Genomic DNA, 25,228 nt, shown 5'->3' with positions numbered 1-25,228 from the left:
CGTTTGCGCCGGCTGGTCGGGGCTTCCGGCTTACCTAGACTCCGGACATGGCGCGTACCGGCCCCCGGCTCACCCCGCAGACGGTCGAGGTTCTGCGGCTGCTCCTCGCCGCGCCGGACTGCCCCCGGTACGGCCGGGACATCGCCCGCCAGACGAAGCTGAAGACCGGCACCCTGCATCCGATCCTGGCCCGGCTGGAGCTGGCCGGCTGGGTGGAGAGCTTCTGGGAGGACCCGGCCGCGCACGAGGCCCAGGGCCGGCCACGCCGCCGGTACTACCGGCTCACCACCGACGGGGCACGGGTGGCCGGCGCGGCCGTCGCCGACCCGCGGGCTGGCGCCGCACCGCCCGCCCTGCGCCCGAACCCCGGCTTCTGACCGCGCGGACCGGGGCACCGCCTTCGGTCAAGAGCCACCGGGCCACATTGGCAACCCGCGAAAGAAAAACTCACAACCAGGCCGGTCAATGTCTAGCTAGGTAGTTTTCAGGGAGCGCTCGCCGACCGGACACGTCGGCCGGGTCCCGGCCGGTCGGCCACCGGGCCCTGCCGACTCCCCCGGCACGCCGACCCGCCGGAGAACGGGGGCGGTGGGTCGGGCGAGCGCGCCCACCCGGGCCCCACCGGACGCCCGGTGTGGCGCGGGCCGGCGGACAAGGGGTCTCCGCCGGCCCGCTCCGCGCCCGTCAGCGGTTCCCGGCGGTCCGCCGCGGTCCGCGACGGTCCCGGCGGGGCGCGACGGTCCCGGCGGTCCGCGACGGTCACAGCGAGGGCGCGACGGTCACGGCGGCCCCGGGCGGGTCGCAGCGGGTCCCGGCGGTCACCGCCCGCCCGTGGTCACTTCCGGGAGAGCAGGGCGCGCCCGAAGAAGGCGAGGTTGGCCGGGCGCTCGGCGAGCCGCCGCATGAGGTAGCCGTACCACTGGTCGCCGTAGGGCACGTACGTCCGGACCGTGTACCCGGCGGCCACCAGCCGGGCCTGCTCCTCGGGGCGGATGCCGTAGAGCATCTGGAACTCGAAGCTGCCCGGCCCCCGGTCGAACCAGCGCGCCCGGTCCTCCCCGATCGCGATCAGGCGGGGGTCGTGGGTGGCGAGCATCGGATAGCCGGCTCCGGACATCAACACGTTCATGCAGCGGACGTAGGAGCGGTCCACGTCCCGGGCGGACTGGTACGCGACCGACTCCGGCTCCCGGTACGCGCCCTTGCAGAGCCGGACCCGGGAACCGGCGGTGGCCAGGTCCCGGCAGTCCGCCTCGGTCCGCCGGAGGTACGCCTGGAGCACCGCCCCGGTGCCGGGGTGGTCCTTGCGGAGCTTGGACAGGACGTCCAGCGTCGAGTCGGTGGTGGTGTGGTCCTCCATGTCCAGGGTGACCGTGGTGCCCGCCTCCTCGGCGGCGACGCAGATGGCCCGCGCGTGGTCGTAGGCGAGCTGCTCGTCGAACTTCTGGCCGAGCGCGGAGAGCTTCACGCTCACCTCGGCGGCCGGGGTGAGGCCGGCCCCACGCAGTGCCCGCAGGAGGGTGAGGTACCCGTCCCGGGTGGCGGTGGCCTGCTCGGGCTTGACGGTGTCCTCGCCGAGGTAGTCGAGGGTGACCGTGAGGCCGTCACCGACGAGTCCGCGGGTCACGCGCAACGCGTCGTCGGTGCCGGCGCCGGCGACGAACCGGCGGACGACGTCCCGGGTGTAGGGGGCCGTCTCGACGAGCCGCTCGACCTGGGATGACCGGGCCGCGGCGAGGATGACCGAACGGAGCATGAGCCGAGGGTAACGCCCGGCCCGGGAACCGCGCCCGGCAGCGGCCACCTCCACCGACGGTCCGTTTTGCCCCGACAAGGCCCCCCGAAAAGCGATGACCAGGGCCGTTTCCGTGCACGACCGGGGGACGACGGGCTGGCGGTCATCCGCTACAACGAACGGGTGGAAAACCGCTCCCCTCGCCGGCTCCGGTCGGCCACCGTGCAACTCGGCACGCTCACCGTGCTCGCGCTGGCCCTCTCCGGGTGCAACATGACCTCGGACGACGACGATGACGACTGTGCCCTCGGCCCGGGCGGCGGAGGCGGCACCGTGGCACTGGCCCTCCAGAAGCCCGCTCCGGCGACCGGAGTGGCCGCCCCGGAGCCGGCCCCGGCGGCCGTCCCGGAGCGCGGCGGCTTCGGCACCCACCTGGCCGACTGCGGCGGCTGACGTGCGCCGGGAGACCCGCACGCCCCGCCCCGACTGGCAGGCGACGATCCGCGAGCAGGGGCTGGTCTACGCCGAGACCGAACTGCCCGACGGCGAACTCATGTCGTACTGGGACGAGAGCGCCGCGTACGCCTTCGACCTGGCCGAGGTGCTCCGGCTGGAGGAGGCCACCGAGGAGCTGCACCGGATGTCGGTGGCCGCCGCCGAGCACGTGGTGGCCCGCAACCGGTACGCCGACTTCGGCATCCCGGCGTGGGCGGCCGAGGCGGTGGCGCGGTCGCTGCGCGAGCGCCCGCCCAGCCTCTACGGCCGGTTCGACCTCTGGTACGACGGATCCTGGCCGCCGAAGCTGCTGGAGTACAACGCCGACACCCCCACCTCGCTGGTCGAGGCGGGCATCATCCAGTGGTACTGGCTGGAGCAGACCCGACCCGACCTGGACCAGTGGAACAGCCTGCACGAGCGGCTGGTCGCGGCCTGGCACCGGATCGGCCGGGAGCTGCACGACCCGACCGTGCACGTGTTCTGGTCCCGGGAGGAGGACTCCGGCGAGGACCAGATGACCGCCGGCTACCTCGCCGAGTGCGCCCGGCAGGCCGGACTCAAGGCCGAGCTGATGCCGATCCAGGAGATCGGCTGGGACGGCCGCCGCTTCGTCGACCGGTTCGACCGGCCGGTCACCACCTGCTTCAAGCTCTACCCGTGGGAGTGGATGGTCGCCGAGCCGTACGGCCGGCTCGCCCTGGAACCGGGCACCCCGACCACCTGGATCGAGCCGGCGTGGAAGCTGCTGCTGTCCAACAAGGCGCTGCTGGCCGTCCTCTGGGAGCTGTACCCCGGGCACGAGCTGCTGCTCCCGGCGTACCTCGACTCGCCCCGGGGGATGTCCGAGTACGTCGTCAAGCCCCTGCTCGGCCGGGAGGGCGGGTCGGTCCGGATCGTCACGGCCGACGGCGCCGAGATCAGCAACCCGGGCATCTACGGCGACGAGGGCTGGTGCTACCAGGAGTTCCGCGCCCTGCCGGAGTTCGCCGGCAACCGGGTGGTGCTGGGCAGCTGGATCGTCGACGGCGAGTCGGCCGGGGCGGGCATCCGGGAGAGCGCGAGCCTGATCACCGATGGATACGCCCGGTTCCTGCCTCACTACATCGATGCGCCACGCGCTTCCTGAGTCGTCTACCGTTGGGGTGTGAACTTCGACGCGTACGCCCGAAACGGCGTTGACCTCGTCAACGCCCGCCTGGACGACCTCGACGACCTGCGGTCCCTGCTCCCCGGTGCAGATGCGGGGCTGCGCGAAGAGATCACGGAACGGGATCTGGCGACCTTCCGCCGGGCCCGGAAACGGCTGCGCGGCGTCTTCGAGTACGGTGCCTCCGGCCAGGACGCCGAGGCGGTCGCGGAGCTGAACGCCCTGCTGGAGTCGTACCCGGTGCACCCGCACATCTCCGGGCACGACTCCAGCGACTGGCACATGCACCCGGCGAGCCGGGGCGCCTCGATGGCCGTCGACTACCTGGCCGGCGCGGTCTGGGGGTTGGCGGTCTGGCTCTGCGAGTACGGCAGCGCCCGGTTCGGGGTCTGCGCCGACGAGCGGTGCGGCAACGTCTATCTCGACACGTCGTCGAACTGCTGCCGGCGGTTCTGCTCGGAGCGGTGCGCCACCCGGTCGCACGTGGCCGCCCACCGGGCCCGCAAGCGCGCCGCCACCGCCGACCAGCCGCTCGCGCCGGTCAGCTGAGCCCACGCCCCACGGCGGTGGGGGTCCGGGTGGCAGGCTGCGCCCCAGCGCGGACGGGACCGCCCGCTCCGGTCGGCTCCGGCACGAGGGCGACCGCCCGTTCCGCGGTCGGCTCCGGCACGGGACGATCGCCCGCTCCGGTCGGCTCAGGCGTCGACCGGAGACGGGGCGGCGAGGTGCTGGCGGGCGAATTCGAGGGCGGCGCGCAGGTCGGCCTCGCGGACCGCGCGACTCTTCGCGCCCCGGGTGGCCACCTCCACCGCCACCGAACCGGTGAAACCGCGACCGGCCAGCGAGGAGAGCAGCTCGGCGCAGGGCTGGTTGCCCCGTCCCGGCACCAGGTGCTCGTCACGCCCCTCGCCGGTGCCGTCGCCGAGGTGGACGTGGGCCAGCCGGTCAGCCATCCGGTCGGCCATCGCCAGTGCGTCGGTGTGCGAGGCGGCGCAGTGCGACAGGTCGAGGGTGTACGCGTCGTACCCGGTGTCGGTCGGATCCCAGCCGGGCAGGTACGGCACGAACTGCCGGCCCGCCATCCGCACCGGGTACATGTTCTCCACCGCGAAGCGCAGTCCACCGTGCCGCCGGCCGATCTCGGCCATGCCGTCGGCGAAGCCCCGGGCGTAGTCGCGCTGCCAGGTGAAGGGCGGGTGGACGACCACCGTCGGTGCCTCCAGGCTCTCGGCCAGCTCCGCCGCCTTCCGGAGCCGCTCCCACGGGTCGGGGCTCCACACCCGCTGGGTGACCAGGAGGCAGGGCGCGTGCACCGACAGGACCGGCACGCCGTAGTGCGCGGCGAGACCGCGCAGCGCGCCGACGTCCTGGCTGACGGCATCCGTCCAGACCATCACCTCGACGCCGTCGTAGCCGAGCGCCGCAGCCAGTTGGAACGCCGCTGCGGTCGGCTCGGGGAAGACCGAGGAGCTGGAGAGGAGCACCGGGACTCGGGAAGTCACACGAACCAGGGTAGCCCGCATCGATGACGGCATCGTGACGAGCAGTCGCAAACCGCCCGTATCCTCCGGATCTGATCACCCGCTGGCCGGCCGGTCACACCGGTCCGAGCTGGTCCAGCCGGCGGAGGATGACCCCCTCCCGCAGCGCCCAGGGGCAGACGTCCAGCGCCTCGACGTCCAGCCGGCGGAGCACCGCCTCGGCCACCACCGCCCCGGCCAGGAGCTGGTGCGAGCGGCCGGCGCTGACGCCCTCCAGTTCGGCGAGCTGGACGGGCGGGATGTGCCGGATGAAGGTGAGCACCTGCCGCAGCCCGGTCCGGGTGAGCCGGCGGGGCGCCCAGAGACCGGCGCTGGACGGGGCCGCGCCGGCCAGCCGGGCCAGCGTGCGGAACGTCTTCGAGGTGACCACCGGCCGGTCCCAGCCCACCCCGGCCATCTGCTCGACCACCGGGTCGAGCGTCTTGTCGACGTACTCGCGCAGGTCCTCGACTACCTCGGCGGGGGGCGGGGTGGCGGTGGTCGGATCCACCCCCAGACGTTCCCGGGTCAGCCGGCCCGCGCCGAGCGGCAGCGAGACCGCCACGGCCGGGTCCTCGTCGATCCCGGCGGCCACCTCCAACGAACCGCCGCCGATGTCCAGCACCAGCAGCCGGCCGGCGGACCAGCCGAACCAGCGCCGCACCGCGAGGAAGGTCAGCCGCGCCTCGTCCGCCCCGGCGAGCACCTCCAGTCGTACGCCGGTCTCCTCCCGGACCCGGGTGAGCACCTCGGCGCCGTTGGTGGCGTCCCGGACGGCGGAGGTGGCGAAGGCGATCAGGTCGTCGGTGGCCAGACCGACGGCCGCCTGCCGGGCCATGCCCACCGCCTCGACCAGCGCGTCCGCACCCGCCCGGGTCAACGCGCCGTCCGGGCCGATCTGCTCGGCGAGGCGGAGCACCACCTTCTCGGAGTGCGCCGGCCAGGGGTGGGCACCGTGGTGCGCGTCCACCACCAGCAGGTGCACCGTGTTGGAACCGACGTCGAGAACACCCAGTCGCATGATGAAGACCCTAGAGCCCGCCCGCGTACCCGGCTCGCCTGCCGGTCGGCCGCACCGGGCGTAGGCTGGCCGGATGGAGATCCGAGTGCTGGTGGACGAACCGGCTGACCCGCGCAGCCGGGAGGTGCCGCTGGATTTCCCCCGCGAGTGGGTCGAGTTCGTCGACCCGGCTGACGACCGGCATGTCGTCCGCGCCGACCTGACCTGGCTGCTCTCCCGCTGGACGTGCGTCTTCGGCCGGGGCTGCCACGGCATCGTCGCCGGCCGGGCCGCGGACGGGTGCTGCTCGCACGGCGCGTTCTTCACCGACTCCGACGACGAGAAGCGGGTCCGGGCCGCCGCGAAGCGGCTGACCCCGCAGACCTGGCAGCACCACCGGCGCGGGTTCAAGAACTGGACCGAGATGGACACCGTCGACGGCAAGAACCCGGCCCGGCGGACCGCCACCCAGAGCATCGACGGCCCGTGCGTCTTCCTGAACGACGCCGACTTCCCGGCCGGGGGCGGCTGCGCGTTGCACGCCCAGGCGTTGCGGGACGGTGCGCACCCGCTGGAGTACAAGCCGGACGTCTGCTGGCAGTTGCCGATCCGGCGGGACCAGGAGTGGAGCAAGCGGCCGGACAACACCAAGGTGCTGGTCACCTCGCTGGCCGAGTTCGACCGGCGGGGCTGGGGCTCCGGCGGGCACGACCTGGACTGGTGGTGCACCTCGTCGCCGGAGGCGCACGTCGGCGGTGAGCCGATGTACCTGTCGTACGGGCCGGAGCTGACCGCGCTGATCGGCGAGCCCGCGTACGTCAAGCTCGCCGAGCTGTGCGCGGCACGCCACCGGCAGGGCCTCGTCGCCCCCCACCCGGGTGGTAGCAGGGGCCCCCTGTTACCGCCTGGTGATGAGCAGGGGACCCCTGCTACCACCTGAGCCGGGCGGGCCTACGGCTCGAACTTGTAGCCGAGGCCACGCACGGTGATGATGTAGCGCGGCGCGGACGGTTCCGGCTCGACCTTCGAGCGCAGCCGCTTGACGTGCACGTCGAGGGTCTTGGTGTCGCCGACGTAGTCCGCGCCCCAGACCCGGTCGATCAGCTGCCCCCGGGTGAGTACCCGGCCGGCGTTGCGCAGCAGCAGTTCCAGCAGCTCGAACTCCTTGAGCGGGAGCTGCACCGCCGCACCGTCGACGGTCACCACGTGCCGTTCGATGTCCATCCGGACCGGGCCGGCGGCCAGCGTCGGCCCACCCGCCTCGGTCGCCTCGACGCTCTGCCGACGCAGCACCGCCCGGATCCGGGCGACCAGCTCACGCGGCGAGTACGGCTTGGTGACGTAGTCGTCCGCCCCGATCTCCAGGCCGACCACCTTGTCGATCTCGCTGTCCCGGGCGGTGACCATGATGATCGGCACGTGGGAACGCTGGCGGAGCTGGCGGCACACCTCGGTGCCGGACATCTCCGGGAGCATCAGGTCGAGCAGGACGATGTCCGCACCCGTCCGGTCGAACTCGGTGAGGGCGGAGGTCCCGGTCGCGGCGACCGACACCTCGAAGCCCTCCTTGCGGAGCATGTACGACAGGGCGTCGGAGAAGGACTCCTCGTCCTCGACCACCAGAACGCGGCTCACCAGGGGTTTCCTTTCGGTACGGTCAGACCTGCCGGAGCTCGGCCGGGCCGGCCTCGATCCCAGCGGACTGGAGTGTCGCCGCCAGGTCGTCCGGCGGACGGGCGGGCAACCGGAGGGTGAACGTCGAGCCACCACCAAGAGTGCTCGACACGTCGACCCGTCCGCCATGGTTGCTCGCGATGTGCTTGACGATGGCCAGACCCAGGCCGGTGCCGCCGGTCGAGCGGGAACGAGCCTGGTCAGCACGGTAGAACCGCTCGAAGATCCGGTCCACGTCGGTGGGGGCGATACCGATCCCCTGGTCCGCCACGGCCACCTTGACGTACTCGTCGTCACTACTGACGGTGACGGTGACGGTGGTGTCCGCGCCGGAGTAGATGATCGCATTCTCGACCAGGTTCGCCACGGCCGTCGCGATCTGGTTGTCGTTGCCGTACACGGTCAGGCTCCGCTCGCCCTCGACGGCGATGGCCACCCGCCGGGCGGCGGCCGTGGTGCGGGTCCGGTCGAGCACCTCGGCGACCACCCAGTCCACCGCCACCGGCTCGGGGGCGGGCTGCGGCTCGGCACCCTGCAACCGGGTCAGCTCCAGCAGTTCGTGCACCAGCCGGCCCAGCCGGGTCGACTCGTGCTGGATGCGTTCGGCGAACCGCCGGGCGGCCGCCACGTCCTCGGAGGGGTCCGCGACGGCCGGGCCGCCCGCCGCACCGCCGGGCAGCGCGACGGTGGCCGTTGCCGGTTCGGTGGCGTCGAGGAGCGCCTCGGCGAGCAGTTGGAGCGCGCCGATCGGGGTCTTCAGCTCGTGGCTGACGTTGGCCACGAAGTCGCGGCGGACCCGGGCGAGGCGGTGCGACTCGGTCACGTCGACGGCCTCGACGGCGACGTGCCCCCCGCCGATGCCCATCGCCCGCAGGTGCACCCCGAGCGGGTCCGGGCCGACGTTGTCGCGGCCCCGGGGCAGGTCGAGCTCGATCTCGCGGCGCACGCCGGTGCGCCGCACCTGCCCGGCCAGGGTACGGATCAACGGGTGGGCGGCCATCGACCCGGGGGTGGTGCCGGTCCGGAGCAGCCCCATCGCCCGGGCCGCCGGGTTGACCAGCACCGGCTGGTCGTCGGAGTCGAGCACGACCACGCCGGCCCGGAGTGAGTCGATGGTTCTGCGGCCGAGGCCGGAGAGACCTGCCTGCTGGTCGTCGGGCATCGCGGGCCTTCCTGCCGTGTTCCACCCGGATCCTGCGGTGCTCGTGCGCGGGGCGCGCGACCGGAGGGCGTACCGGGCCAGCAGGAGCCCGGCGGCCAGCCCGATCACCAGGGCCAGCGCCACGCCGACCGTCGTTGCCCAGTCCACCCGGCGATCGTAGGGTCATTGTTCACCTGGCAACCGCGCAGAATGGGGCGAATCACTCTCACTTCCGGGAGTGTTCACCATCCTGACGGTGGGCGTTCACCGAGGTTAACCCCGACTCCGCCGCCCGCCCCTACGGTTGGGCGCGCACCCACCGGCCACCCCGCCGACGGGACAACCACCCACCCGCGCCGCCGAGGATCCAGGGCGGCCACCGACCACAGGACGTGACCATGCGCGACGAGTTCCGGGCCGAACTGCAGACCGTCAGCCAACTGCTGGTGGACATGGCCGGGGGGATCCGGGCCGCCATGCGGCAGGCCACCCGGGCGCTGCTCACGGCCGACCGGAAGTCGGCCGAGGTCGTGATCGCGCGGGACGCCGAGATCGACGGCCTCTACCGCGACGTCGAGGAGCGGGTCTGCGAACTGCTCGCCCGACAGGCCCCGGTCGCCTCGGACCTGCGGGCGGTGATCACCGCGCTGCACGTCGCCGCAGACCTGGAGCGGATGGGCGACCTCGCCGACCACGTCGCCAAGACCGCGCTACGGCGGCACCCCTCCCCCGCCGTCCCCGCCGAACTGCGGCCCATCTTCACCGACATGGCCGAGATCGCGGACCGGATGGCAGCGAAGATCGCCTCGGTGCTGGCGGACCCGGACGCGGACCTCGCCGCCGAACTGGACCGTGACGACGACGCCATGGACGACCTGCACCGCAGCCTCTTCGGGGTGCTGCTCGACGACGCCTGGCCGTACGGCGTGGAGACGGCAATCGACGCGACGCTGCTCGGCCGGTTCTACGAGCGCTTCGCCGACCACGCGGTGAACGCCGGCGAGCACGTGGTCTACCTGGTGACCGGCGAACCGGTCTGAGCGCGCCGCCGTCCGCCTCTCCCGCCCTCCCCGCCTTCCCGGGCGGTGGGGGGCGGGGTGGGGTGGGGTGGGGTGGGGTGGGGTGAGGTGGTTGCAGGGGTCCCCTGCTACCCAAAAAGCGGTAACAAGGGGCCTCTGCTAACACCACAACTGCCGACGCGCGACACCCGCACGCGACGCGCGTCCGGTCGCGCGTCGGCTGTGGGGCGGCTGCCGGTCGGGCGGACGAGGGTGGTCAGCGACCCTGGTTGGCCACGGCCGCGGCGGCGTCCTTGGCGGCGGTCGGGTCGAGGTAGGTGCCGCCCAGGGTCAGCGGTCGCAGCTGCGGGTCGAGGTCGTAGCGCAGCGGGATGCCGGTGGGGATGTTCAGCTTGGCGATCTCCGCGTCCGAGATCTGGTCCAGGTGCTTGACCAGTGCCCGCAGCGAGTTGCCGTGCGCGGCGACCAGGACCGTCCGGCCGGCGAGGATGTCCGGCACGATCGAGTCGTACCAGTACGGCAGCATCCGCTCGACGACGTCCTTGAGGCACTCGGTCCGGGGCATCAGCTCGGTCGGCAGCAGCGCGTACCGGGGGTCGCCGGCCTGGGACCACTCGTCGGCGTCGTCGATCGGCGGCGGCGGGGTGTCGTACGAGCGACGCCAGAGCGTGAACTGCTCCTCGCCGTACTCGTCGAGGGTCTGCTTCTTGTTCTTGCCCTGGAGGGCGCCGTAGTGGCGCTCGTTGAGCCGCCACGACCGACGCGCCGCGATCCAGTGCCGGTCGGCGGCGTGCAACGCCAGCTCGGACGTACGGATCGCCCGACGCAGCAGGCTGGTGTGCACGACGTCGGGGAGCAGGTCGTGCTCGCGCATCAGTTCGCCGCCGCGCCGCGCCTCGGCCTCGCCCTTGGCGGTCAGGTCGACGTCGACCCAGCCGGTGAAGAGGTTCTTGGCGTTCCAGTCGCTCTCGCCGTGCCGCAGCAGGACCAGCGTCCCGACGGTGGGCCCTTCGCTCGCAGTCATGGGGATCATCCTGCCCGAACCGGGGACGGGACACGCGGCAGGAGGTGGTGACGACCACCACGTGGAAAAGCGGGTGACCTGCGCCGGGGCCCCGGACTAGGTTGCGTAAGGCACTTGGACAACGATCGGTCATTACGGGCAACGGGGGCGCGGGCGTGCGGACGGTACGGGGCTGGTTCCGGGAGACGACCGGCGGCCTACCGGCCACCTTCTGGTATCTCTGGGCCGGGACCCTGATCAACCGGCTCGGCTCGTTCGTCCTGATCTTCCTCGCCATCTACCTGACCCAGGAGCGCGGCTTCTCCGAACTCCAGGCCGGTCTGGTGCTGGGGCTCTGGGGCGTCGGTGGCGCGGTCGGCACGACCGTGGGCGGCATGCTCACCGACCGCTGGGGGCGCAAGCCGACCCTGCTCACCGCGCACGTCGGCGCGGCCAGCATGATGCTCGCGTTGGGCTTCGCCCGGCCGCTCTGGGCGGTGGCCGCCGGGGCGCTGCTGCTCGGCCTCTTCGCCGAGGCGGCCCGGCCGGCCTTCGGGGCGATGATGATCGACGTGGTGCCGGAGCGGGACCGGCTCCGGGCCTTCTCCCTCAACTACTGGGCCATCAACCTCGGGTTCGCCAGCGCCGCCGTGCTCGCCGGCTTCGCCGCCGAGGTCGACTACCTGCTGCTCTTCGTCATCGACGCCGTCACCACGCTGACCACCGCCCTGGTCATCTTCGTCAAGGTACGGGAGACGCGGCAGCCGAAGGTCAGCGTCCCCGCCGGCGTCGGCGGCGCGACCGTTCCCAGGAGCGCCCTGCGCACCATCCTCAGCGACCGGATCTACCTCGGCTTCGTGGCGCTCAACCTGCTCAGCGCGCTGGTCTTCCTCCAGCACATCTCGATGCTGCCGATCGCCATGGGCGAGGACGGCCTCTCCACCTCGACGTACGGTTCGGTGATCGCGCTCAACGGCGTCCTGATCGTGGTGGGCCAGCTCTTCGTCCCCCGGTTGATCCGCGGACGCAGCCGGTCCCACGTGCTCGCCCTCGCCTCCGTCGTGATGGGCGTCGGCTTCGGGCTGACCGCCTTCGCCGAGGCGGCCTGGTTCTACGGGCTCACCGTGCTGATCTGGACCCTCGGCGAGATGCTCAACTCCCCGTCGAACTCCACGCTCATCGCCGAGCTCTCCCCGGCCGAGCTGCGCGGGCGCTACCAGGGCGTGTTCTCGCTCTCCTGGCAGGTCGCCGGAGCCGTCGCGCCGGTCCTCGGCGGCCTGGTCCGGCAGGAGGCGGGAAACGTCACGCTCTGGCTGGGCTGCGCCGTGATCGGTGCGGTCATCGCCGCCGTCCACCTGCTCTCCGGGCCGGCCCGGGAACGCCGGGCCGTCGCGCTGCGCCCGCTGACCGTCCCGCCGGTCGAGCCGGCCACCGCCCTCGTGCCACCCGCCCCGCAGGCGGCGGAGGCTGCGGCGACCGCACCCGCCGAACCCTCCACGACCCGCTGACGCGGACGCGAAAGCGGGCGTCCTGCCCGACCTGGTCGGATTGGACGCCCGCATCGCTCACCCGGCGGCGGCGGGCGACACTCACCCCCGTAAGCGTCGCCCGCTCGCGCCGCCGGTTCAACAGGTGGGCGCCGTCCCCCAACGGCGATGGTCCACCCGTCCCCCTACGTCACGCCTGGTGCGCGGATCTGCTCGATCCGCCGCTCCCCCGAACGTTTCCAAGCGCGGCGTAGGGCAATAAAGCTAGTTCGGTCAGTATCCGAAGACAACCGTTTCGGGCTGTCTCGCCGGTCACAGCCGGTTACCTGACTCCACCGTTGACAACGTCGGCATACCCGCCCCGCATTCCGGTAAACGGATCACGCGTCTTCCCGATCGGGTGATTCGGTCCGGAAGAAGTTGCTGGGCCGGCCGTCCCGCAACTGCTCCTGGTAGATCAGGTTCAGCCGGCGCTCGTCGAAGGTGCGGAACCAGTCGTTCCAGGTGATCTGGCGCAGCCGGCGGCTCTCCCGGTAACCGGGCAGGTCGAACGTCAGCACCCCGACCCGACCGTCGCGCTCGGTGCCGGTGATGGTGGCCGGCTTCGCCCCGCGCGCCCGCGCCCAACGTTGGATCACGTCGTGGTTGGCGGTGACCAGACTGCGCCCGGGGCGCTCCGGCCGGTCCGCGATCGACTCGATCCGCTGGGACGAACTCACCGACCGGGACGAGGCCCGCCCCGTACGGGTGGCCGCCCGGGTCGGCTTCGCGGTCGCCCGGGCCTTCCGCTCCGCCCTGCCCTGCCCGGCACGGGTGGACGTGGTGGACGCCGCCCGCGCCGGCGCGCTCCGCCGGCCGCCCGCAGCCGCCCGTCCGGACGGACCGGTGCTCCGCTTACCGGCTCCGCCCCGACGCTCCGCCTTCACCAGCGCCTGCACCAGTTCCGGCTTGCGCAGGCGGGAGACACCCGAGACCCCGTGCGCCCGCAGCCGCGCACGGATCTCGTCCACCCGCAGTTCCGCGAGATCGGACGCGGAGGTCTGCCGACCCCCCGTCCGCCGCCTCGTCGTCGCGGTCCCGCCGCGACCAGAGCTGTTCCGCTGGGCCATGGGACGCTCACGCTCCTCGACAGTCCGTCGTCGCGGCGGGTCCCCGTGCCGCACCGCGCGGTGCGGCATACCCGCCAGGCGGGTTCCGAACCGCCGGACGCCCCGGAACCGTCAGGTCCCGGTCACTCCGCCCGGTCGTCGTCGGCGCGGACCGCCGGTCGGTCGCCCGTCGTCGCCGGGTCGTCACCGTCACCGGACGGCGGACGGTCGCCATCACCCGATGCCAGCGGACGACCGGCACCGCCCGACGACGGCGGTCCACCGACGCCGGACGACGGGACGAAGAGGTGGGCGAACGCGGCGAGGTTCGCGGTCGACTCGCCCCGCTTGACCCGCCACTCCCACTCGCGGCGGATCGCCGTGCCGAAGCCGATCCCCAACATCGTGTCGAACGACTCGTCCGCGTAGGTCAGCACCGCGCCGAGGAGACGGTCCAGCTCGTCGGCGTCCAGCCCGGCGAGGTTGACCCGACCGGTCAGATAGACGTCGCCGACCGTGTCGACGGAGAAGGCCACGCCGTACATGCGGGCGTTGCGTTGCAGCAGCCAGGCCCAGAGTTCCTCGCGCCGCTCGTCCGGTTGGCGCATGACGAACGCCTCGACGCGCAGCGCGTGGTCGCCGACCACCAGGTTGCAGATCGTCTTCAGCTTGTGGGTGCCCGGCAGGGTGACCGCGTACGACGCCGGCCCGGTCGCCTCGTGCTCCAGCTCCCGCTCCGCGCAGTACGCCTCGATCAGGGCGGCAACCTCGCTCTTCGCGCTCATCGACCCCACTCTACGACCGCCTGTGGCGGCCCGCCCCGGTCCACCGTCCCGGGCTCCGGACGGGTGCGCGGGTCCGAGCCGGTCGGCCGATCCAGCCGGTCGGCCGTCCAGCCAGTCGGCCGGCCCAGCCGGTCAGCGGGTCAGCGGGTCAGCGGGTCAGCCGCAGGAGAGCACCGCGCCGTCGGCGGCCAGCTCGGAGGTGAGCCGGTCCCGGTAGTCGGCGATCGTCTCCCGGTAGACGGCGAGCAACCCGTGCACCGTCCGGTCCCAGGAGAAGTGCGCGGCGTGGCGCACCGCCCCCCGGGCCAGGGCCGCCAGCCGGGGCCGGTCCGGCAGGAGCTGCCCGATCGTGCCCGCCCAGGCGGTCGGGTCGTGCCCGTCGACCAGCACCCCGCTGACCTGGTCGCGCACCGCGGTCACCAGACCGCCGACGGCCGCCGCCACCACCGGCGTACCGCAGGCCTGCGCCTCCAGGGCCACCAGGCCGAACGACTCGTTGTACGACGGCACCGCGACCAGGTCGGCGGCCCGGTACAGGGCCGGGAGGTCGTCCCCGGTGCGCGGCGGCAGGAAGCGGACCCGGTCGGCGACCCCGAGGGTGTCGGCCAGCTCGATCAGCGAGGTCGGCCGGTCCAGGCCGCTCCCGCTGGGACCACCCACGATGGCCACGGTCACCTGGTCGGCGAGGAACGGATCGCGGGCCCGCAACGCGGCGACCGCGCGCACCAGCACGTCCGGCGCCTTCAGTGGTTGGATCCGGCCGACGAAGGCGACCACGTACCCCTCGGTGGGCAGGCCGAGCCGGCGGCGGGCGGCACGCCGGGCGAGGACCGGGTCACCCGCCGCCGGGCGGAAGCGGTCCAGGTCGACGCCGGGTTCGACCACGGTGACCCAGGCGGGTACGGCGTCGTACCGGTCGATCAGGTCGCGGGCCTCGACGCGGGTGTTGGCGACCAGCCGGTCCGCCTCGGCGACGACCTGTTCCTCGCCGATCACCCGGGCCTTCGGTTCGGGCCGGTCCCCGGCCGCGAGCTGGGCGTTCTTCACCTTGGCCAGGGTGTGCGCGGTGTGCACCAGCGGCACCCCCCAGCGCTCCTTGGCCAGCCAGCCGACCTGGCCGGAGAGCCAGTAGTGGGAGTGGATGAGGTCGTACCAGCCGGGCGGGCGGGCCGCCTCGGCCCGCAGCACCCCGGCGGTGAAGGCGCAGAGCTGGCCGGGAAGCTCCTCCTTGGTGAGCCCCTCCAGCGGACCGGACGTGACGTGCCGGACGTGCACGCCGGGGGCCATCTCGACCACCGGCGGCAGGTCACCGGAGGTGGCCCGGGTGAAGATGTCGACCTCCACACCGGCGGCGGCGAGCCGGCGGGCGACCTCGACGATGTAGACGTTCATGCCGCCCGCGTCGCCGGTGCCCGGTTGGTGCAGCGGCGAGGTGTGCACGGAGATCGTGGCGATACGCCGGGGCCACGGACGGGCACCACGCTGACGACCGACACCGGTGTGCATCTCCGCCACGTCCGCTCCCTCAACCCACGGTGAATGCCGTCCGCACGACCGGCGCTTCTCGGTCAACCCGCACGCCGGATCCCATCTTCCCGATCAGCGTCGGGAAATGTCTCGGAGCGTCCGGTGAGCGTGACGGACCTCATCGGTGACGGAGGTCATCCGCCGTCGGACGGACAGTTCCGGGCCGCGACGGGCACGTCGCACGTGCCGGGGACGACAATGGCCGGATGACCCCTGTCGCCATCGTCACCGGAGCGTCCAGCGGGATCGGCGCGGCCACCGCCCGCCGGCTCGCCACCGAGGGCTTCCACGTGCTCGCCGCCGCCCGCCGCGCCGACCGGCTGGCCGACCTGGTCGCCGGGATAGCCGCCGCGGGCGGCTCGGCCACCGCCGTCACCTGCGACGTCACCTCCGACGAGTCCGTCGCCGGGCTGGCCGCCGCCGCCGAGCGGGCCCCCGGACCGGTCACCCTGCTGGTCAACAACGCCGGGGGCGCCCGTGGGCTCGACCCGGTGGAGTCCGGCTCGGTCGGCGACTGGCAGTGGATGTACGACGTGAACGTGCTCGGCACTCTCCGGGTGACCCAGGCGGTGCTGCCGGCGCTGGAGCGCTCCGGGGCGGGCACGATCGTGATCGTCAGCTCCACCGCCGGCCTCGGCGTGTACGAGGGCGGCGGCGGGTACACCGCGGCGAAACACGCCCAGACCGCGGTCGCCGGCACGCTCCGGCTGGAACTCTGCGGCCGTCCGGTCCGGGTGGTGGAGATCGACCCCGGCATGGTGCGGACCGACGAGTTCTCCCTGGTCCGGTTCGACGGCGACGCCGAACGCGCGGCGGCGGTCTACGCCGGGGTGGCCGAGCCGCTGGTCGCCGACGACGTGGCGGACTGCATCGCCTGGTGCGCGACCCGCCCGCAGCACGTCAACGTCGACCGCCTGGTGGTCCGGCCGCTGGCGCAGGCCGCCCAGCACAAGGTGCACCGGGTGGGCTGAGTGGCACAGCGGCCCCAGGGCGTGGTCACCCGGGGGACGACCAACCCGAACCGGCTCCGCCGGGTGGACAACTGGATCGTCGCGACCTGCGGCGACCGGCTCCGCGCGGCGGCCGATCCGCTGGTCGTCGACCTGGGCTACGGTGCGACACCGGTCACCGCCGTGGAACTGCGGGCCCGGCTGGCCGCCGGGGTCCGCGCCGACGTACGGCTGGTCGGACTGGAGATCGACCCGGCGCGGGTGGTCGCGGCCGCCCCCGCCGCCGACCCGCCCCGGCTCACCTTCGCCCGGGGTGGTTTCGAGCTGGCCGGACTCCGGCCCGCCCTGGCCCGCGCGTTCAACGTGCTCCGCCAGTACGACGAACGCGACGTGGCCGCCGCCTGGCGGACGATGACCGCCGCGCTCGCGCCGGGCGGGTTGCTGGTCGAGGGGACCTGCGACGAGCTGGGCCGGCTCGGCGGCTGGGTGCTGCTCGACGCCGACGGCCCACGCTCGCTCACCCTGGCCGCCCGGCTCTCCGCCCTGGACACCCCGGCCACGCTGGCGGAGCGGCTGCCCAAGGCGCTGATCCACCGCAACGTCCCCGGTGAACGGGTGCACGACCTGGTCCGGGCGCTCGACGAGGGTTGGCGGGCGACGGCGGCGTACGCGCCCTTCGGCCCCCGGCAACGCTGGCTGCGGACGGTGGCGGGCCTACGCGAGGCGGGCTGGCCGGTGCTGGACCGTCCCCGCCGTTGGCGGCTCGGCGAGCTGACCGTCCCGTGGTCCGCCGTGGCCCCCGCCGGGTGGTAGCAGGGGTCCCCTGTTACCGCTTTTTGAGTAACAGGGGACCCCTGCTACCACCCCAGCCGGCCCTGGGCAGCCTCACACGACGCAGTTGACCAGGACGGGCTCCGGGCGCAGGGTGACCCCGAAGCGGTCGTGCACCCCGTCGCGGATCTCCCGGGCCAGGGTGATCAGGGCGGCCGTGCTGGCGGTGCCGGAGCGGTTGGTGAGCGCCAGGGTGTGCTTGCCGGAGATGGCCACTCCCTCCGGTCCCGGGTGCCCCTTGACGAAGCCGGCCTTGTCGATCAGCCAGGCGGCGCTGACCTTGACCACGTCTCCCGCGCCCGGCCAGGACGGCGGCTCGCCCAGGTCGGCGGCGCGCTCCCGGAGCAGTTCGTACGCGGGGCGGTCGAGCACCGGGTTGGTGAAGAAGGAACCCACCGAGCGGGTGTCCGGGTCGGTCGGGTCGAGCACCATGCCCTTGCCGGCGCGCAGTCGGCGTACGGTGTCCCGGGCGTCGGCCAGCGGCACCCGGTCGCCGACCTCGACCCCGAGTGCCCGGGCCAGTTCGGCGTAGCGGACCGGGGTGGACAGGGGTGAGCGGTGCAGTCGGAAGTCGACGGAGAGCACCACCCAGCGGTCGCTGTACCGGAAGACGCTGGACCGGTACGCGAACCCGCAGTCGGCCGCGTCGATCCGGCTGACGCTGCCCTCGTGGCAGTCGTACACCTCGACGCCGGTGATCGTCTCGGCGACCTCCTGGCCGTACGCGCCGACGTTCTGGATCGGGGTGGCGCCGGCCGAGCCGGGGATGCCGGAGAGGCACTCCACCCCCGCCCATCCGTTGGCGACGGTGGTGGCCACCAGGTCGTCCCAGGGTTCTCCGGCGGAGACCCGGAGGGTCACCGTGTCGGCGTCCTCGGCGACGACCCGGAAGCCCCGGGAGCGGACCAGGACGACGGTGCCGTCGAACCCGACGTCCCCGATCACCAGGTTGCTGCCTCCGGCGACCAGGAGGACCGCTTCGTCGCGCCGGTGCGCCTCGCGCACCCTCTGTACGATTTCCTCGGCGCTGACAGCGGTCACGAGCCGGTTCGCCGCACCACCGAGCCGCAGGGTGGTGTATCTCGCCAGGGAACGGGCGTCGGCGGAATCGGTGTCTGCTGTCGGCTGGGCGTAGGCGTCTGACACGCCTTTCACCCTAGGCTGGGCAACAACCGTGACATGGCACAGGTGGCACGGTCACCCCGGGAGGATCGCGATGAGCAGACCGCACGTCAGCAAGGATTTCTGGATCGGCGCGCTCCGGACAGAGGGCCCGGCGTTCGCCGCCGCCGTGGCCGAGGCGCCGCCGGAGACGCCCGTCCTCTCCCGCCCCGGCTGGACGGTCACCGATCTCGTCCTGGATCTCGCCGGGGTCTACCGGTTCGCGCACGAGCGGGTCGCCGCGGGGCAGGCCGTCGCCCCGGCGGTGCCGCGCCCGGAGCGGCCCGAGGTGCCCGCCGGCGCCACCCCGGTACAGGTCTGGCAGGAGTCGTACGACCGGCTGCTGGCGATCTTCGACGGCCTGGACCCGGAGGTGCCGGCGTGGAACTGGGCGCCGCAGCCGAAGCGGGCCGGGTTCTGGCTGCGCCGCACGGCGCACGAGACCGCGATCCACCGCTGGGAGGCGCAGCTCGCCATCGCGGCAGGTGAGCCGATCGAGGCGAAGCTCGCCGCCGACGGGGTGAGCGAGGTGCTGGACACCTTCCTGCCGGCCGGCCGGCGTCCGGCGCCGGGGCAGTGGCGCGGGGTGGTGCAGCTGGTGGCGACCGACGCGGGGCAGGAGTGGTTCCTGCGGCTGCGTGGCGAGGGGGTGGCGCTGCTGGACACCGGCACCATCCTCGACCACGACGACCACCACGCGCGGGCGCACGCGGTGGGCACCGCCAGCGACCTGCTGCTGGCGCTGCGGGGCCGGGTGGACTTCGACACCCTGAAGGTGACCGGGGACCGCTCGCTGCTGGCGGGGCTGCGGGTGGTCTGACCGCCGGGTCGGCGGTGGAAGGCGGGGGCGATTCGCCCCCGCCTTTTTCGGTACGGCGAGGGAGAGCGCTCTCTTGACAGCGGGTCGCGGGACCACCACCCTTGCGAGAGAGCGCTCTCTCACCACCACCAGAACCGGCTCACCGCCGCAGCACATACCGACCTGAGAGGGGTCCGATACAGATGGGTGCCAATCCGCGCCGCCTCGCGGCGATCGCCCTGGTCGCGGCCACCGCGTTGCTCGCCCCCACCGCCTGCGGCGGGAGCGACGAGCCCGCCGAGGGCGGCAAGATCACGCTGACCGTCGACGTCTTCGGCCAGTTCGGCTACGAGGAGCTGTACCGGGAGTACGAGGCCGCCAACCCCAACGTCAAGATCGTCGAGCGGGGCACCGGCGGCAACCTCGACGAGTACTCGCCGAAGCTGACCCAGTGGCTGGCCGCGGGCAAGGGCGCCGGAGACGTGGTCGCCATCGAAGAGGGGCTGATGGTCGAGTACAAGGCCAACCCCGACAACTTCGTCAACCTGCTCGACCACGGCGCCGGCGAGCTGAAGGGCAACTTCCTGGAGTGGAACTGGAACCAGGGCCTCACCGCCGACGGCAAGCACCTCATCGGTCTCGGCACCGACGTCGGCGGCATGGCGATCTGCTACCGCAAGGACCTCTTCGCCAAGGCCGGACTGCCCACCGAACGGGACGAGGTCTCCAAGCTCTGGCCGACCTGGGCGGACTACATCAAGGTCGGTGAGCAGTACAAGGCCAAGAACACCGGGGCGTCCTTCCTCGACGCGGCCACCAACATCTTCAACACCATCGTGCTCCAGGCCGCCGGCAACGGGCCGGGCTACCACTACTACGACACCAGCGGCAAGCTGGTGGTCGACAGCAACCCGGCGGTCCGCCAGGCCTGGGACACCACGATGGACATCGTCGACTCCGGGCTCTCCGGCAAGTACGGCTCCTGGTCGGAGGAGTGGGTCTCCGCCTTCAAGCAGGCCAAGTTCGCCACCATCGCCTGCCCGGCCTGGATGACCGGGGTCATCGAGGGCAACGCCGGCCCGGCCGCCAAGGGCAAGTGGGACATCGCCCGGGTGCCCGGCGAGGGTGGCAACTGGGGTGGCTCGCACCTGGCCGTGCCGAAGCAGAGCAAGAACCAGGCCGAGGCGATCAAGCTGGTCAAGTTCCTGACCGACGCCAAGGGCCAGATCGGCGCGTTCAAGACCAAGGGCCGGCTGCCGTCGTCCACCCAGGCGCTGACCGACCCGGCGATCCTCGACGCGAAGAACCCGTACTTCTCCGACGCCCCGGTCGGGCAGATCTTCGCCGAGGGCGCCAAGACCCTCAAGCCGGTCTACATGGGCCCGAAGAACCAGGCGGTCCGGACCGAGGTGGAGAACGCCGTCCGCACCGTCGAGCTCGGTCAGCGCAGCCCCGAGGAGGGCTGGAAGGACGCGGTGAACAACGCCAAGAAGGCCGCCGACAAGTGACCGTCGGACTCCAACGGCCACCGGTGGGGGCCCCGGCGCCCCCACCGGCCCGGCCCCCGAAGGGGGTACGCCTCAGCCGGCTCGACCAGCGCTGGTCCCCGTACCTCTACATCGCACCGTTCTTCCTGCTCTTCGGGGTCTTCGGGCTCTATCCGCTGGGCTACACGTTCTGGGTCTCGCTGCACGACTGGGACCTGCTCGGCAGCGACCACCCCTTCGTGGGCATGGAGAACTACACCAAGCTGATGGCCGACGCGGACTTCTGGCACGCGGTGGTCAACACCCTGGGGATCTTCGTCATCTCCACCGTCCCGCAGCTGCTCGCCGCGCTCTGGCTGGCGAACCTGCTCAACCGGCAACTACGGGCCCGGACCCTGTTCCGGATGACCGTGCTGGTACCGAACGTGACCTCCACCGCCGCCGTGGCGATCGTCTTCGGCGTGCTCTTCGGCCGCGAGTTCGGCATGGTCAACTGGCTGCTCGACCTGGTCGGGGTGGACCCGGTCGGCTGGAAGTCCGACCGGTTCGCCTCCTGGGTCGCCATCTCGGCCATGGTCGACTGGCGGTGGACCGGCTACAACGCCCTGATCTTCCTGGCCGCGATGCAGGCCATCCCCCGCGACCTGTACGAGTCGGCGGCGATCGACGGGGCGAACCGGGTCCGGCAGTTCTGGTCGATCACCGTACCGCTGCTCAAGCCGACCATCATCTTCACCGTCATCATCTCCACCATCGGCGGGCTGCAACTCTTCACCGAGCCCCGCCTGTTCCACTCCGGCACCAACCCGATCCGTGGCGGACCGATGCGGGAGTCGCAGACGGTGACCATGTACATGTTCGAGAACGCCTTCGCCCCGCACTACAACTTCGGCTACGGCTCGGCGGTGGCCTGGCTGCTCTTCGCGCTGATCGCGGTCGTGGCGGCGATCAACGTGCTCATGCTGCGCCGGCTCGCCGGGGGCGGACGGAAGAAGGAGGGTGGCCGGTGAACAAGCTCTGGTCGGCCAGCCGGCTCACCTACGCGGCGCTGATCCTCGCCGGATTCCTGTCGATCTTCCCGATCTACTGGATGTTCGTGGTGGCCAGCCGCTCCAGCGACGCGATGGGGCAGGTTCCGCCGCCGGTCACCCCGGGCGGCAACCTCGGGGCGAACATCGCCCGGCTCTTCGACAACACCGACGCGTACTTCCTGGCCGGTCTGATCAACTCGGCGATCGTGGCCACCACGGTCACCGTCTCGGTGGTCTTCTTCTCCACCCTGGCCGGGTTCGCCTTCGCCAAGCTGCGCTTCAAGGGACGCAACGCGCTGCTGCTGGTGATCGTGGCGACCATGATGGTCCCCACCCAGCTCGGCGTCATCCCGCTCTACCTGTTGATGACCAAGCTGAACTGGAACGACCGGCTGCCGGCGGTGATCGTCCCGGCCCTGGTCACCGGCTTCGGCGTGTTCATGATGCGGCAGTACGCCGGCCAGGCGGTCAGCACCGAGCTGATCGAGGCGGCCCGGATGGACGGCTGCAGCACCGCCCGGGTCTACTGGAACGTGGTGCTGCCCGCGCTCCGGCCGGCCGCCGCGGTGCTGGGGCTGCTCACCTTCATGACCACCTGGAACGACTTCCTGTGGCCGTACGCGGTACTCAACGACCCGGAGAACCCGACCGTGCAACTATCGTTGCGGGCACTGTCGGACGGTTACTACCAGGACATGTCGCAGGTGTTCACCGGCACGGCGATCGCCACCCTGCCCCTGCTGCTCGTCTTCGTCCTGTTCGGCCGCCAGATCATCGGCGGAATCATGGAAGGTGCGGTCAAGGCTTGAACACGCTGCGATTTCCCGAGGGGTTCGTCTGGGGAGCGGCCACCGCCGCGTACCAGATCGAGGGCGCGGCCCACGACGACGGTCGCACCCCGTCGATCTGGGACACCTTCAGCCGTACGCCGGGGAAGGTCTTCCAGGGGCACACCGGTGACGTGGCCTGCGACCACTACCACCGCTACCGCGACGACGTGGCGCTGATGGCGGACCTGGGGCTGCGGGCGTACCGCTTCTCGGTCTCCTGGCCCCGGATCCGGCCCGACGGCACCGGCCCGGTCAACCCGCGTGGCCTGGACTTCTACGACCGGCTGGTGGACGCCCTGGCCGAGCGGGGCATCGACCCGATCGTCACGCTCTACCACTGGGACCTGCCCCAGATCCTGGAGGATCGGGGCGGCTGGACCAACCGGGAGACCGCCGAGCACTTCGCCGAGTACGCCACCGCCGTCCACGCCCGTCTCGGCGACCGGGTGCGCACCTGGACCACGCTGAACGAGCCGTGGTGCTCGGCGTACCTCGGCTACGGCAGCGGGATCCACGCGCCCGGGGTGCAGGACGCCGGTGCGGCCTTCACCGCCGTGCACCACCTGCTGCTCGGGCACGGCCTGGCGGCCCGCGCGCTCCGCGCGGCCGGCGCGCAGACCGTCTCGATCACCCTCAACCCGGCGGACGTCCAGCCGGCCGACCCGAACAGCGCGGCCGACGCCGCCGCGGTCCGCCTGGTCGACGGGATGCAGAACCGGATCTTCCTGGACCCGCTGACCGGCGCGGGCTACCCGGAGGACATGCTGACCCACATCGCCCGGCACGTCGAGCCGACCTTCATCCGGGACGGCGACGAGAAGACCATCGCCGCGCCGATCGACCTGCTGGGCATCAACTTCTACCAGCCCACCTACGTGGCCGGGCGGCCCGACGCGGCCGGCGGTGGCGGGACCTGGCCGGGCACCGAGGGGGCGGTCGAGTTCCTGCCGGCGGCCGGTCCGCTCACCGAGATGGGCTGGTCGATCGAGCCGGCCGGGCTGGCCCGCCTGCTGGAGCGGATCCACACCGACTACCCCGGCCTGCCGATGATGATCACCGAGAACGGCGGGGCCTTCCCCGACCCGGTCCGCCCCGCCGACGGCCTGGTCGCCGACGACGACCGGATCGCCTACCTCGACGGGCACCTGCGGGCGGCGCACGAGGCGATCAGCCGGGGCGTGGACCTGCGCGGCTATCTCGTATGGTCGTTGCTGGACAACTTCGAGTGGGCCGAGGGCTACCGGAAGCGGTTCGGGATCGTCCACGTCGACTACCTGACCCAACGGCGCACACCGAAGGCCAGCGCCCGGTGGTACCAGGAGGTGATCTCCCGGAACGGGCTGTGACGAGGCGGTGGTGACGGGGATGACGACGGCGCAGCGACCCACGCTGGAGGCGGTGGCCCGCCGGGCCGGGGTGTCGCGGGCGACCGTGTCGCGGGTGGTCAACGGCTCCACCACGGTCGCCGAACCGATCCGGGCCGCCGTGCACCGGGCCGTGGCCGAGCTGGGGTACGTGCCGAACCTGGCCGCCCGCAGCCTGGTCACCCAGCGGACCGACTCGATCGCGCTGATCATGCCCGAGGCGGCCACCCGGGTCTTCTCCGACGACCAGGTCTTCCCCGGCATCATCCGGGGCGTCAGCCAGGAGTTGGAGGCCGCCGACAAGCAGCTCGTGCTGATGCTCGCCGGCTCGCCGGCCGGGCGGGAGCGGGTGGAGAGGTACACCACCGGCCGCCACGTCGACGGGGTGCTCTTCGCCTCGCTGCACGGCGCCGACCCGCTCCCCGCCCGCCTCGCCCGGCTGGGCATCCCGGTGGTGTGCAGCGGGCGCGGGCTCGGCGACTCCCCGGTCCCGTACGTCGACGTCGACCACGTCGGCGGAGTGACCCGCGCGGTGCGGTACCTGGTCGAGAACGGCCGGCGGCGGATCGCCACCATCGCCGGCCCGCAGGACATGGTCGCCGGCATCGAGCGCCTCACCGGCTACCGGGACACCGTCGCCGCCGCCGGCCTGCCCGAGCTGGTGGCGTACGGCGACTTCACCCGGGAGTCCGGGTCGGCGGCGATGCGCGAACTCCTCGCCGCCGACCCCGACCTGGACGCCGTCTTCGCCGCCAGTGACCTGATGGCGCACGCCGCCATGCGGACGCTGCGCGAGGCCGGTCGGCGGGTGCCGCAGGACGTGGCCGTGATCGGCTTCGACGACATCGAGACGGCCGCCTACACCGAGCCGCCGTTGACCACCGTCCGGCAGCCGATCCTGGAGTTGGGCCGGGCCGGCACCCGCCAGGTGCTGCGCCTCGCCGCCGGCGAGACCGTCGAGCCCGCCCTGGTCCTCCCCACCGAACTGGTGCTGCGCGCCTCCGCCTGACCCTCTCCCTTTCCCGCATCCGCCGCGCCCCGGCCACGCGCCTCGACATACGGCAGGTCGGGGTGTCCGTGCCGGGCGACACCCCGACATGCCGCAATCCGTGTCGATCATGCGGGCCGGGGAGGGACAACTCCGTGGCCTG

25 protein-coding genes are annotated in these 25,228 nt (G+C 72.6%); 15 read left to right on the top strand and 10 right to left on the bottom strand.

Features of this window, described 5'->3' with window-relative positions:
- The first annotated feature begins 47 nt into the window (after positions 1-47).
- Positions 48-377 (top strand): PadR family transcriptional regulator, encoded by a 330-nt coding sequence (locus tag QSK20_RS16505; RefSeq protein ID WP_285789470.1) that lies wholly within the window; start codon positions 48-50, stop codon positions 375-377.
- A gap of 458 nt (positions 378-835) precedes the next feature.
- On the opposite strand, the gene QSK20_RS16500 is transcribed toward QSK20_RS16505, so the two are convergent.
- Entirely contained in the window at positions 836-1,756 is a 921-nt protein-coding gene (locus tag QSK20_RS16500) for a proline dehydrogenase family protein (RefSeq protein WP_285789469.1), read from the bottom strand.
- 162 nt (positions 1,757-1,918) lie between these two features.
- Here QSK20_RS16500 and QSK20_RS16495 point away from each other — a divergent pair, with 162 nt between their 5' ends.
- Genes QSK20_RS16495 through QSK20_RS16485 form a run of 3 tightly spaced genes read left to right on the top strand, consistent with a single transcriptional unit; the run spans position 1,919 to position 3,929 of the window.
- Positions 1,919-2,188, top strand: coding sequence for a hypothetical protein (locus QSK20_RS16495; protein WP_285789468.1), 270 nt, complete (start codon positions 1,919-1,921; stop codon positions 2,186-2,188).
- A gap of 1 nt (position 2,189) precedes the next feature.
- Positions 2,190-3,359, top strand: a complete 1,170-nt coding sequence (locus QSK20_RS16490) for a glutathionylspermidine synthase family protein (RefSeq protein ID WP_285789467.1) — start codon at positions 2,190-2,192, stop codon at positions 3,357-3,359.
- 18 nt (positions 3,360-3,377) lie between these two features.
- The gene (locus tag QSK20_RS16485) at positions 3,378-3,929 is read left to right on the top strand and encodes a CGNR zinc finger domain-containing protein (RefSeq protein ID WP_285789466.1); all 552 of its coding nucleotides are present in this window, start codon (positions 3,378-3,380) and stop codon (positions 3,927-3,929) included.
- A gap of 146 nt (positions 3,930-4,075) precedes the next feature.
- On the opposite strand, the gene QSK20_RS16480 is transcribed toward QSK20_RS16485, so the two are convergent.
- Both QSK20_RS16480 and QSK20_RS16475 read right to left on the bottom strand, forming a co-directional pair.
- Positions 4,076-4,882, bottom strand: a complete 807-nt coding sequence (locus tag QSK20_RS16480; protein WP_285789465.1) for a sugar phosphate isomerase/epimerase family protein — start codon at positions 4,880-4,882, stop codon at positions 4,076-4,078.
- Between the two features lie 94 nt (positions 4,883-4,976).
- Positions 4,977-5,921, bottom strand: coding sequence for a Ppx/GppA phosphatase family protein (locus QSK20_RS16475; protein ID WP_285789464.1), 945 nt, complete (start codon positions 5,919-5,921; stop codon positions 4,977-4,979).
- A 73-nt stretch (positions 5,922-5,994) separates the two neighbouring features.
- On the opposite strand from QSK20_RS16475, the gene QSK20_RS16470 reads away from it, so the two are divergent.
- Positions 5,995-6,840 (top strand): DUF3109 family protein, encoded by an 846-nt coding sequence (locus tag QSK20_RS16470; protein WP_285789463.1) that lies wholly within the window; start codon positions 5,995-5,997, stop codon positions 6,838-6,840.
- An 11-nt stretch (positions 6,841-6,851) separates the two neighbouring features.
- Here QSK20_RS16470 and QSK20_RS16465 read toward each other — a convergent pair whose 3' ends face one another.
- Both QSK20_RS16465 and QSK20_RS16460 read right to left on the bottom strand, forming a co-directional pair.
- Positions 6,852-7,535: a response regulator gene (locus QSK20_RS16465; protein ID WP_285789462.1), complete on the bottom strand. Its 684-nt coding sequence runs from the start codon at positions 7,533-7,535 to the stop codon at positions 6,852-6,854.
- A gap of 22 nt (positions 7,536-7,557) precedes the next feature.
- On the bottom strand, positions 7,558-8,883 hold the full coding sequence (locus QSK20_RS16460; RefSeq protein WP_285789461.1) for an ATP-binding protein: 1,326 nt from the start codon (positions 8,881-8,883) through the stop codon (positions 7,558-7,560).
- Between the two features lie 230 nt (positions 8,884-9,113).
- Between QSK20_RS16460 and phoU the strand changes: the two genes are divergently transcribed.
- Positions 9,114-9,755, top strand: coding sequence for a phosphate signaling complex protein PhoU (gene phoU / locus QSK20_RS16455; protein ID WP_285789460.1), 642 nt, complete (start codon positions 9,114-9,116; stop codon positions 9,753-9,755).
- A 235-nt stretch (positions 9,756-9,990) separates the two neighbouring features.
- Here the strand turns inward: phoU and QSK20_RS16450 are convergent, their stop codons facing one another.
- On the bottom strand, positions 9,991-10,758 hold the full coding sequence (locus QSK20_RS16450; protein WP_285789459.1) for a phosphoglyceromutase: 768 nt from the start codon (positions 10,756-10,758) through the stop codon (positions 9,991-9,993).
- Between the two features lie 155 nt (positions 10,759-10,913).
- On the opposite strand from QSK20_RS16450, the gene QSK20_RS16445 reads away from it, so the two are divergent.
- Entirely contained in the window at positions 10,914-12,245 is a 1,332-nt protein-coding gene (locus tag QSK20_RS16445; RefSeq protein WP_285789458.1) for an MDR family MFS transporter, read from the top strand.
- A 359-nt stretch (positions 12,246-12,604) separates the two neighbouring features.
- On the opposite strand, the gene QSK20_RS16440 is transcribed toward QSK20_RS16445, so the two are convergent.
- From QSK20_RS16440 to mshA, 3 genes are all read right to left on the bottom strand, one after another.
- Positions 12,605-13,333 carry a hypothetical protein gene (locus QSK20_RS16440; protein WP_285789457.1) on the bottom strand — a complete coding sequence of 243 codons (729 nt, stop codon included), beginning with the start codon at positions 13,331-13,333 and terminating at the stop codon, positions 12,605-12,607.
- A 122-nt stretch (positions 13,334-13,455) separates the two neighbouring features.
- Positions 13,456-14,097 (bottom strand): type III secretion system chaperone family protein, encoded by a 642-nt coding sequence (locus QSK20_RS16435; RefSeq protein WP_285789456.1) that lies wholly within the window; start codon positions 14,095-14,097, stop codon positions 13,456-13,458.
- A 156-nt stretch (positions 14,098-14,253) separates the two neighbouring features.
- Positions 14,254-15,612 (bottom strand): D-inositol-3-phosphate glycosyltransferase, encoded by a 1,359-nt coding sequence (mshA, locus tag QSK20_RS16430; RefSeq protein ID WP_285789455.1) that lies wholly within the window; start codon positions 15,610-15,612, stop codon positions 14,254-14,256.
- 218 nt (positions 15,613-15,830) lie between these two features.
- On the opposite strand from mshA, the gene QSK20_RS16425 reads away from it, so the two are divergent.
- Together QSK20_RS16425 and QSK20_RS16420 are read left to right on the top strand one after the other, a co-directional pair.
- Positions 15,831-16,595, top strand: a complete 765-nt coding sequence (locus QSK20_RS16425; RefSeq protein ID WP_285789454.1) for an SDR family NAD(P)-dependent oxidoreductase — start codon at positions 15,831-15,833, stop codon at positions 16,593-16,595.
- Positions 16,596-17,387 (top strand): class I SAM-dependent methyltransferase, encoded by a 792-nt coding sequence (locus tag QSK20_RS16420; protein ID WP_285789453.1) that lies wholly within the window; start codon positions 16,596-16,598, stop codon positions 17,385-17,387. It begins immediately after the preceding gene.
- Between the two features lie 72 nt (positions 17,388-17,459).
- Here QSK20_RS16420 and QSK20_RS16415 read toward each other — a convergent pair whose 3' ends face one another.
- Positions 17,460-18,551, bottom strand: coding sequence for a UDP-N-acetylmuramate dehydrogenase (locus QSK20_RS16415; protein WP_285789452.1), 1,092 nt, complete (start codon positions 18,549-18,551; stop codon positions 17,460-17,462).
- Positions 18,552-18,621: 70 nt separating this feature from the next.
- On the opposite strand from QSK20_RS16415, the gene QSK20_RS16410 reads away from it, so the two are divergent.
- The 6 genes from QSK20_RS16410 (at position 18,622) to QSK20_RS16385 (ending at position 25,086) form a co-directional block, all read left to right on the top strand.
- Positions 18,622-19,386 (top strand): maleylpyruvate isomerase N-terminal domain-containing protein, encoded by a 765-nt coding sequence (locus QSK20_RS16410; RefSeq protein ID WP_285789451.1) that lies wholly within the window; start codon positions 18,622-18,624, stop codon positions 19,384-19,386.
- 182 nt (positions 19,387-19,568) lie between these two features.
- Positions 19,569-20,873 (top strand): ABC transporter substrate-binding protein, encoded by a 1,305-nt coding sequence (locus QSK20_RS16405; RefSeq protein WP_285789450.1) that lies wholly within the window; start codon positions 19,569-19,571, stop codon positions 20,871-20,873.
- Positions 20,870-21,862: a carbohydrate ABC transporter permease gene (locus QSK20_RS16400; protein ID WP_285789449.1), complete on the top strand. Its 993-nt coding sequence runs from the start codon at positions 20,870-20,872 to the stop codon at positions 21,860-21,862. The genes QSK20_RS16405 and QSK20_RS16400 overlap by 4 nt, the downstream gene beginning before the upstream one ends.
- On the top strand, positions 21,859-22,692 hold the full coding sequence (locus tag QSK20_RS16395; protein ID WP_285789448.1) for a carbohydrate ABC transporter permease: 834 nt from the start codon (positions 21,859-21,861) through the stop codon (positions 22,690-22,692). The genes QSK20_RS16400 and QSK20_RS16395 overlap by 4 nt, the downstream gene beginning before the upstream one ends.
- Positions 22,689-24,059, top strand: a complete 1,371-nt coding sequence (locus QSK20_RS16390; protein WP_285789447.1) for a GH1 family beta-glucosidase — start codon at positions 22,689-22,691, stop codon at positions 24,057-24,059. Before QSK20_RS16395 ends, QSK20_RS16390 begins: the two co-directional genes overlap by 4 nt.
- A gap of 19 nt (positions 24,060-24,078) precedes the next feature.
- Positions 24,079-25,086 carry a LacI family DNA-binding transcriptional regulator gene (locus QSK20_RS16385; RefSeq protein WP_285789446.1) on the top strand — a complete coding sequence of 336 codons (1,008 nt, stop codon included), beginning with the start codon at positions 24,079-24,081 and terminating at the stop codon, positions 25,084-25,086.
- Positions 25,087-25,228: the final 142 nt, after the last annotated feature.

The sequence above is a fragment of the Micromonospora sp. NBRC 101691 genome (assembly GCF_030269285.1).
Lineage (GTDB): Bacteria > Actinomycetota > Actinomycetes > Mycobacteriales > Micromonosporaceae > Micromonospora > Micromonospora echinospora.
Note: the sequence above shows the minus strand (reverse complement) of the source record. Positions and strands in the feature narration are given on the sequence as shown.